This is a genomic window from Candidatus Limnocylindrales bacterium, from assembly GCA_035571835.1.
Classification (GTDB): domain Bacteria; phylum Desulfobacterota; class Binatia; order UBA1149; family CAITLU01; genus DATNBU01.
The window spans coordinates 246945-255338 of sequence record DATNBU010000045.1 but is presented as its reverse complement, the minus strand read 5'-3'; the positions used below and the strand labels follow the sequence as shown (position 1 = coordinate 255338).

The window sequence follows — 8394 nt, the reverse complement described above, 5'->3', positions numbered from 1 at the left end:
CTGACGCAGGTTGCCGAATGGACGCCGTCTACGCTGCTGTCGCTCGCCGGACGCAACATGACGCGTCTGCTCCCGTTCAACATGGTCGTCACCAACGTGCCGGGACCGCAGTTCCCGATGTACATGCTCGGCGCGAAGCTTCTCGAGACCTTCCCGCACGTGCCGCTGGTCGACAATCTCGGCCTCGGGATCGCGCTGCTCAGCTACGACGGCAAGCTTTGCTGGGGTTTCAACGCCGACTACGACCTGATTCCGGACCTGAATGCGTACGTGAAGGCGACGCGCGAAGCGTTCGAGGAGCTTCAGGCGCTTGCGGCCCGTGCACAGGCCTCGGCGGGCGCGGCGGGACGCAGCGAGGAAGCCGGCCGTACGACGAAGGCGAAAGTGGCCGCGAAGGCTCCGCAGGCCTCCGGCGGCAGCGCAGACGGGACGCACGGCAGCAACGCGGACGCGCCTCACGGCGCCAACGCGGACGCGCCCCACGGCGCCAACGGATCGACGCAACTGTCGTGATTCTCGGCTCGCAGGGTTGCAAAGGAGTGGGTCCGTTCGCACATTCGGATTGTCTTCGGCCGGCGCAATCGGATTAGGATCAGGGACCAATGGCATCATTCTTCTCGTCGGAAAAAACCATGACCGGTCTGGCGCCCGTGCTCCGGCTCGCGTCCGGCGTGAAGCATCCGAGTCTCGCCGAAGGCTACATCCATCCCGACTTCTGGTCGGTCGCGCGCCTGTTCAAGTCGTTGATTCCGTCGCCCGGCCCGGGCGGCGCCGCGCTGTGCATCTATCACCGCGGAAAGAAGGTCGTCGATCTGTGGGGCGGGACGATCGACGCGGCCGGTACGCCGTGGAGCTCGGACACCGCGTCGGTCTCGTACTCGACGACCAAAGGCGTCGCATCGACGCTGCTGCACATCCTCGTCGACAAGGGCCTCGCCGATTACGACGAGCCGGTTTCGAAGCACTGGCCGGAGTTCGCGCACAGCGGCAAAGAAAACATCACGATCCGCCAGATCATGAGCCACGAGGCGGGCCTCTACGACATCCGCGGCATGATCGATCACGCGCGCCGAATGCTCGACTGGGAATACATGATCCGTGCGCTCGAAGCCGCGCATCCCATTCACGAGCCGGGAAAAGCCCACGGCTATCACGGCCTCACGTACGGGTATCTGGTCGGCGAGATCATCCAGCGCATCACCGGCAAGCCGTTCTGCCAGGTGCTCGACGAGGAAATCTCTCAGCCGCTTCAGCTCGACGGATTGTTCGTCGGGCTTCCCGATTCGCATTCGGGGCGCAAGGCGACGCTCGGTCTTGCGGGGCTTCACGGGCAGCGCGGCGGCGCCGATCGCACGCGCAGCTATCTGGCCGCCGCGAGCCGCTGGCTGCAGATGATCGGAATTCCGGTCGACCTTCGTGAAGCCGAGCGCGCGCTGATGCCGCACGGAATCGACGAGCTCGATTTCAATTCCGCAGAGTTCGCAGCGGCCTGCATCCCATCGGCCAACGGGATCTTCACCGCGCGCGCGCTCGCCGGCATGTATGCCGCGCTGGCCGGCGGCGGAGCTCTCGACGGTGTCCGGCTGATGTCCGAGAAGACGCTTCACCGTGCCTCCACGGTACAGAACCGCACGCTCGATCGCGTGATCCCGTTCCCGATGCACTGGCGGCTCGGCTACCACCGGCCGTTCACGCTCGGCATGGGAACGACCGTCCGCCACGGAATCGGCCACTTCGGTTTCGGCGGATCGGGCGCGTGGGCCGACCTCGATCGCAACCTGTCGGTCGCACTGACGCTGAACAGCGGCGTCGGCACACCGTTCGGCGATCTGCGCATCGTTCGGATCTCGACCGCGGCCGCGCGCTGTGCCGACCGGCGCTAGCTGCGCCGCGCTGCGCACCAGAAGCCGCGCCCGCACCTGCACGAAAAGCCGCTGCCCGCACCTTCACGAGAACCGGGACTGTCCCGGTATTCGAGTTGTCTCCGCCGTTGATCCGCCCGTTCCGGCCGCGTCGCGCATGGATCCTTCGCGCGATGTCTCTTAGGATGTCGGCCTTATGACGAACCGATGGTTTCGTGCGTCCGGCCGGATGATTGCGTCGGGCGCACTGCTTGTCCTGGCAGCGGGATGCGCGTCGAAGCGCGACGAGAGCGTCGAAGAGGGGATCAAGGCGGCGCAGCACGCGGCGCTCGCACAGGCGGCAAGCGGCGGCTCGGCCACGACGCCTGCACCGATTCCGTCGCTCGAGGCCGGCGAAGGTTCGGTGCAGGTGCCGCTGAGCGCTCCTCCTGCGACGGCGCCGCCGCCCGACAAGTTCGACAACGACAACCCCGATCACCTGCTCGCCCGCTGCCGCGACCGCGCCGCACGCCACGAAACGTTCGATGCGATCGGCGACTGCCGCCGGTCGTACGAGCTCAGGCCGTCGTCGATCGAGCCGCAAGTCGAGCTGATGCACCTGCTGATCGACCTCCAGTCGTACGGCGACGCCGAGGAATCAGCGAAGAAAGTTCTCGCCGTGCGGCCGAACGATCCCGTGGCGCTCTACTATCTTGCCTGGTCGTACCGCGGCCGGGAGAAATTCCCGCAGGCGATCGCGACGCTGAAGAAGGTGGTTGCCGCCGATCCGAAGCGCGTCGAGTACGTGCAGGCGCTCGCGGTTACGTACCGCGTATCCGGCAATTACGGGAAGAGTCTCGAGACGCTCGACCAGGCGCTGAAGATGCAGCCGTCGAACGCCAAGACGCAGAGCATGATCGCGCAGACGCGAACCGAGCTGGCGGAGAAACTTTCGCCCTATCGCCGGCTCGTCAAAGAGAAAGCCGACTCCTACGACAACCAGGCCGCGCTCGGCTTCATTTACCAGAAGTTCGGGATCTCCGACAAAGCTCTGCAGACGTACGACACGGCCCTGTCGATGATGCCCGCGCCGATCGAGAAGCAGAACGCCGAGACGAAGAAGCTTGCGGCGCAGATCTACTACAACCGCGGCGTGGTCTATCGCGACCTCGGCAAACCGGAAGTCGCCGAGCCGGCACTGTCGCAGGCGATGCAGCTCGATCCATCGCTCGCATCGTTTGCGTGGTACTACATCGGACTTTGCCGCTACGATGCCGGCAAGTACGACGCCAGCATCGATGCGCTGCGCAAATCCGTGGAGCTTGCGCCCGATGTGGCCGACAACCGCCAGGCGCTGGCCGATTCGTACGACAAAGCCGGAAAGGCCGACCTCGCGGCCGAGCAGCGAAACGCAGTCGCCGCGATCACCGCGCGCGGAGATGCAGCGAAGGAACAGTTCCGCAAGGAGGAGGCCGACGCCGCAGCGGACGCTGAAAAGAAATCGGCCGGTGCGGCGGCGACGACGGTTCCCGAAACCGAATCCGACGCTTCGCCGCCCGCAGCGTCAGCCGGTTCCGCGCCGGCAGCGGCTGCGAGCCAACCGTCCGCGCCTTCGCGTCCGGAGCCGTCGCTGGATCCGGGCGTCGACGACGGAGGCCATTGATGGCCGACGGTGCGCAGCCGGGCGCGCGCGAAGGCGCTTCGCGCTCGATCGAAACGCTCGCGCGCAAATGGCGCACGACCGATCCGGCGCGCCTGGTCGGTCGCGGCCATCCGGTCGGCGATTTTCTCGAAGCGTACGACTGGACCGTGGTCGAAGAGCGCACGGGCTTCCTCAAGGTCTCGTGTCATCTGCCGCCGCAGGTTCGAAACCCGCGCGGCGACCTGTTCGGCGGATTCACGCCGACGTATGCAGATTTCATCGCAGTCTTTACCGGACGTGCAGGTGGGCGCCACGAGCCGCCGAGCACGTGGCTCAACACCGCGAGCCTGACTGTCGACTACTTCCACCGTATCGACGGAGATTTCTTCGTCGAGGGCGAGATCCTTCATCGGTCCGGCCGTACGATGCACACGCAGATCCGCTTTACCGACGCGTCCGGAAGGCTGCTCGCGCTCGCGCGCGCAACGATCATCGAACAGAACCGCAGCACGAGTGCGGCGGAGGAAGCATCATGAGCGAGCAGTCTGATCGCGCCGAGCTGCGTGCACATCGCGAGCGCATCGTGCGCGAGCACATGGAGTCGGAGAACGTCCACGAGTTCGACCGCACGCTCGCGACGTTCCACCACCCTCGCTACGAGCTGATCCCGACCGATCAGATCCACGACGGCGCCGAGGCGGTCAGCGATTACTTCCGTACCAGCCGCACGGCATTTCCCGACCAGCGCAACGAGCTGATTGCGCTTCACCACGCCGACGACGCCGTGATCACCGAATTCTGGCTGCTCGGCACGCACAAGGGCCCGCTCGCCGGCATCGATCCGACCGGCCGCGAGTTCCGCTGCCGCATGACCGCGTTCTTCGTGTTCGAAGGTAAGAACCTCGTCTGCGAACGCGTCTACTTCGACTCGGCAACGATCCTCCGCCAGCTCACGTCGTAGCGCAGGAATCGGGGACGGACATTCGTGGAAATCGGGGTCAGACACTGATTTTCCGAAATCAGTGTCTGACCCCGATTTTCGTTCAACGCTCTTCGAGCAGCGGCGCGAACGGGCCGCCGGTAAAGCCGATCGTATTGCGGCTGCCGTCGGTGTTTGCGTATTCGGGCGATGGATCGCCGCCGTGCGCCGCACGGCTCGCGCCGGGTGCATCTTCACGGGGTATGAACCCGGCCGGCGTCGCGGCAGACAGCGTTCGCGGGATCCGTCCGGCGGAGAATCGTGTCGCGCCGTCGAGATTGTCGGCAAGACGTTCGTCCTGAAGCTCGTACTCGGCGCTGCGGATCCGGCGGAAATCTTTCCCCGCAGTCAGGATCGCCGCCACCGCATTGCGGAAGAACAGGTTGTACTTTGTGATCGTGCCGGCTGCGAAATCGCAGATGCCGCGACCCTTGACCGGCGAGCCGTTGATGCGAGTGCCGTTGCGGGCGAGGATGTTGTTGCGGATCTCCGGATGGCCTTCGCCCGACGTCAGGATCGCGTTGCTGTCGTTGCGGACGATCGTGTTGTTGACGAGTCGCGGAGACGAGCCCTCGATCTGCACGGTGTGAGGATCTCCTCCCGCACCGGTATTGAACATCATCAGGTTGTTCGCGACGAGCGGGCTCGACGATGCACCGCCGATGAACATCCCGCTGCCCACACGGCTTGCCGAGTTGCCGGCGATGACATTGCGAACGATCGTCGGGCTCGAACCCACGATCTCGATGCCGCCGCCGGTCTGCGCAAACCCGCCGGTGATCGTGAACGAATCGAGTTTCGCCCCCGGGCCCTCGCCGCTCGTGAAGCGCACCACCGGACCGGTGCCGGTTCCATGAATGACCGAATCCGAGCCCTCGCCCTGGACGACGATATCCTTGCCGGCAAAGTCGATGTCCTCGAACCAGGTGCCGGCAGCGACCGAGATCACTGCCCCATCCGGAGCCGCGTCGATGGCCGCCTGGATCGTCGGAAAGTCAGTCGGTACCGACAGCTCGACGGCCGAAGCCGGTGCGGAATTCCACAGTTGCAACGCGAGCGCCGCGCCGGCGGCGATTGGGTTCATCGGCTTCATGATCGTCTCCCTGCCGCGTCAGGACGCCGGCAGATCGCGGCGGTTACATGCAGGAGCGGCGCCCTGTGGACCGCGCCGGTCGTGACCGCTATCAGGCGCCGGTGGACGTCACTCGATTTGCCGGACGCGTTGCGTTCGTGACGGGCGCCGCCAGCGGGATCGGACGCGCAACCGCGCTTCGATTCGCGCGCGAGGGCGCTGCGGTCGCATGCGTCGATCGCGACGCCGCGGGTGCCGCCGCGGTTCGGCGCGAAATCGAAGCTCTCGGTGCGCGCACGATCGAGATCGAATGCGACGTCGCCGATTCCGCGAGTGTCCGTGCAGCCGCAGCCGCGGTCGAGACGTTGCTCGGCGCAGTCGACATCCTCGCCAACGTCGCCGGCACCGGCGACACCGCGACCAGAGACGGCATCGAAACGCTCGACGACGAGCGCTGGAACCGTGTGCTCGCGGTCAATCTCAGCGGACCGTTTCACTGCTGCCGCGCGCTTATGCCGTCGATGGCCGCACGCGGCCGCGGCGCGGTCGTCAACGTCTCGTCGCTTGCGGGCCGCTCCAAGAGCGCCAACGGCGGTCTCGCCTACACGTCGAGCAAGGCGGGCCTGCTCGGGCTGACGCGGCATCTCGCATTCGACTACGGCCCGCGCGGCATCCGCGTCAATGCGATCTGCCCGGGCGGAGTGGATACGCCGATGATCCGCGCCGGCGGCGTCCGCAAGGCCGCCACCGAAGAAGAGGCTCAGGCTCGCGCCCAGCGCATCGCCGCCTACGAGTACTTCATGCCGATTCGCCGGCTTTCGTCTCCCGACGAGCAGGCCGGCGCGATCGCGTTCCTCGCGTCGGACGACGCGTCGTACATCAACGGTGTCTCGCTCGATACGAATGGCGGCCTGTTCATGGCCTGACCGCATACTGGAGAAAGCTCATGCAGCGAATTCCTCTCGTCGATATCGAAAGCGCTTCGCCGGACGTGCAGTCGGCCTTTCGCGCACTTCCGGTGCCGCTCAACATCTTCCGCATGATGGCGCATGCACCGATGAGCTTCCGGCCGCTCATGCGCCTCGGCCAGTCGATCCTGTCGGCGCAGCAGCTCGAGCCGAAGCTTCGCGAGTATGCGATCCTTCAGGCCGTTCATTCGTACGGCGGGCGATACGAATGGATCCAGCACGTGCCGATCGCCGAAGCGTGCGGCGCCACGGCCGAGCAGATCAAGGCCATCGAGGACGGCAACCTCGGAGCATCGTGCTTCGATGAGAAGGAGAAGGCGTTCCTCGCGTTCGTCGACGAGAGCGCAAAGAAGGTACGCTGCAGCGACGCGGCATTCGCTGCAGCGAAGAAACACCTGAGCGACCGCGAGATCGTCGAGACGATCCTGACGATCGGCTACTACCAGATGCTCGCGCGGCTGACCGAATGCACCGACACCGAGCTCGACGAACCGGTCGGAACCCGTGTCGTCGACTCACTCAAGCCGAAGCCGTAGAAATCGGGCCGTCGGTTTCGTACCTTGGAGCTCGGGGCCTGTCGCGGTTTCGTTCGATGAAACCTGGAAGTACGGTCCCGGGCGGGGACGGAGGATCAGCATGAGCACTGCACATTCGGGAGCGCACGACGATCCGGCACGCGCCGATGCCGCGTTCCTTACGCTCATCATGGATCCGGAGGTTCGCCGCGACCCGTATCCGACGCTTCATGAAGTCCGCAGCGCTTCTCCGATCTTCAAGAGCAGCTTCGGCAACTGGGTCCTGACCCGCTACGACGACTGCCACAGCGCGCTGCGCGACCCGCGCTGCGGAAAAGACTGGCCCGGAATGATGGAACGCGCGGGGTTCGACGACTGGCGCGAGCACCAGTCGCTCGGCTACGGCGACTCGACCCTGCTGTTCGCCAATCCTCCGCAGCACACGCGGCTGCGGCGCCTGGTCGCCAGGGCTTTTACGCCGCGCACCGTCGAGCGGCTCAAACCGCGCATGGCCGCAACCGTCGACAAGCTGCTCGATCCGCTCGTGGAAGCCGGCGGCGGCGACCTCCTCGATGCGCTCGCGTTTCCGCTTCCAGTTACCGTGATCGGCGATCTTCTCGGCGTGCCCGAAGCCGACCGCGCGCCGTTTCGCGAAGGCGTGCGACTCAACACGCGAACGCTCGAGATGAACGTGACGCGCGCCGACGTCGAAGCCGCCGACGCGTCGGTCGCGTGGATGTCCGAGTATTTCCACGCACTCCTCGCCGACAAAAGAAGATCACCGTGCGACGACATGATGAGCGGCATGGCGCAGGCCGAGGAGGGCGGCGATCGCCTGAGCGACGACGAGATCGTCGGAATGAGCCTTCTGCTGTTCGGCGCGGGCTTCGAGACGACGACCAACCTGATCGGCAACGGCGTCCACCATCTTCTCGGCCATCCCGACCAGATCGATGTGCTGCGTGCGGATCCGTCGCTGGTCCCGAACGCGATCGAAGAGCTCGTGCGTTTCGACGGCTCGATCCTGCTCTCGGGGCGCGCCGCATTCGAAGACATCGAGATTGCCGGGCATCGCATCCGCGCAGGCGAAGGCATCGTCACGATCCTCGGCGCCGCCAATCGCGATCCGGCGAGGTACCCCGATCCCGATACGCTCGATGTCCGCCGGAAGGATATCGAACCGCTGTCGTTCGGCAGCGGCATCCATTTCTGCCTCGGCGCAAACCTCGCACGCGGAGAAGCCGTGCTCGCGATCGGTCGGCTGCTCGAACGCTGCCCGAAGCTCGCAGCAGCCGGCGACGCACACTTCCGCGACCAGTTCGTCTTTCGCGGGCTCGAGTCGCTTCCGATTTCCTGCTGACAGAAGGATCCTTCACA

Annotated in this window: 9 protein-coding genes; 8 read left to right on the top strand and 1 reads right to left on the bottom strand. The window is 65.7% G+C overall.

Translation table 11 applies throughout. The features are described 5' to 3' along the window. The 5 genes from VN634_22365 to VN634_22345 form a co-directional block, all read left to right on the top strand. A partial coding sequence (locus VN634_22365; protein HXC53649.1) for a WS/DGAT domain-containing protein occupies positions 1 to 513 on the top strand: 513 nt, incomplete at its 5' end. An 89-nt stretch (positions 514 to 602) separates the two neighbouring features. Next, on the top strand, positions 603 to 1883 hold the full coding sequence (locus VN634_22360) for a serine hydrolase domain-containing protein (protein HXC53648.1): 1281 nt from the start codon (positions 603 to 605) through the stop codon (positions 1881 to 1883). 175 nt (positions 1884 to 2058) lie between these two features. Then, a complete protein-coding gene (locus VN634_22355) occupies positions 2059 to 3504 on the top strand; it encodes a tetratricopeptide repeat protein (GenBank protein ID HXC53647.1) in 1446 nt (481 codons plus the stop codon). Beyond that, complete coding sequence (locus VN634_22350; protein ID HXC53646.1) at positions 3504 to 4019, top strand: PaaI family thioesterase; 516 nt, start codon at positions 3504 to 3506, stop codon at positions 4017 to 4019. The genes VN634_22355 and VN634_22350 overlap by 1 nt, the downstream gene beginning before the upstream one ends. After that, positions 4016 to 4444, top strand: a complete 429-nt coding sequence (locus VN634_22345; protein HXC53645.1) for an ester cyclase — start codon at positions 4016 to 4018, stop codon at positions 4442 to 4444. The genes VN634_22350 and VN634_22345 overlap by 4 nt, the downstream gene beginning before the upstream one ends. An 82-nt stretch (positions 4445 to 4526) precedes the next feature. On the opposite strand, the gene VN634_22340 is transcribed toward VN634_22345, so the two are convergent. Beyond that, positions 4527 to 5555 (bottom strand): right-handed parallel beta-helix repeat-containing protein, encoded by a 1029-nt coding sequence (locus VN634_22340; protein ID HXC53644.1) that lies wholly within the window; start codon positions 5553 to 5555, stop codon positions 4527 to 4529. 65 nt (positions 5556 to 5620) lie between these two features. On the opposite strand from VN634_22340, the gene VN634_22335 reads away from it, so the two are divergent. The 3 genes from VN634_22335 to VN634_22325 all read left to right on the top strand — a co-directional run bounded on the left by VN634_22335 (position 5621) and on the right by VN634_22325 (position 8377). Next, a complete protein-coding gene (locus VN634_22335; protein HXC53643.1) occupies positions 5621 to 6460 on the top strand; it encodes an SDR family NAD(P)-dependent oxidoreductase in 840 nt (279 codons plus the stop codon). A 20-nt stretch (positions 6461 to 6480) separates the two neighbouring features. Then, positions 6481 to 7038: a carboxymuconolactone decarboxylase family protein gene (locus VN634_22330; GenBank protein ID HXC53642.1), complete on the top strand. Its 558-nt coding sequence runs from the start codon at positions 6481 to 6483 to the stop codon at positions 7036 to 7038. Between the two features lie 100 nt (positions 7039 to 7138). Continuing rightward, entirely contained in the window at positions 7139 to 8377 is a 1239-nt protein-coding gene (locus VN634_22325; protein HXC53641.1) for a cytochrome P450, read from the top strand. The last annotated feature ends 17 nt before the right edge of the window (positions 8378 to 8394 follow it).

What these genes read in the sequence shown, in the direction of transcription:
- VN634_22360 (HXC53648.1), top strand. Translation starts at nt 603, where the DNA reads ATGGCATCATTCTTCTCGTCGGAAAAAACCATGACCGGTCTGGCGCCC.
- VN634_22355 (HXC53647.1), top strand. Translation starts at nt 2,059, where the DNA reads ATGACGAACCGATGGTTTCGTGCGTCCGGCCGGATGATTGCGTCGGGC.
- VN634_22350 (HXC53646.1), top strand. Translation starts at nt 3,504, where the DNA reads ATGGCCGACGGTGCGCAGCCGGGCGCGCGCGAAGGCGCTTCGCGCTCG.
- VN634_22345 (HXC53645.1), top strand. Translation starts at nt 4,016, where the DNA reads ATGAGCGAGCAGTCTGATCGCGCCGAGCTGCGTGCACATCGCGAGCGC.
- VN634_22340 (HXC53644.1), bottom strand. Translation starts at nt 5,555, where the DNA reads ATGAAGCCGATGAACCCAATCGCCGCCGGCGCGGCGCTCGCGTTGCAA.
- VN634_22330 (HXC53642.1), top strand. Translation starts at nt 6,481, where the DNA reads ATGCAGCGAATTCCTCTCGTCGATATCGAAAGCGCTTCGCCGGACGTG.
- VN634_22325 (HXC53641.1), top strand. Translation starts at nt 7,139, where the DNA reads ATGAGCACTGCACATTCGGGAGCGCACGACGATCCGGCACGCGCCGAT.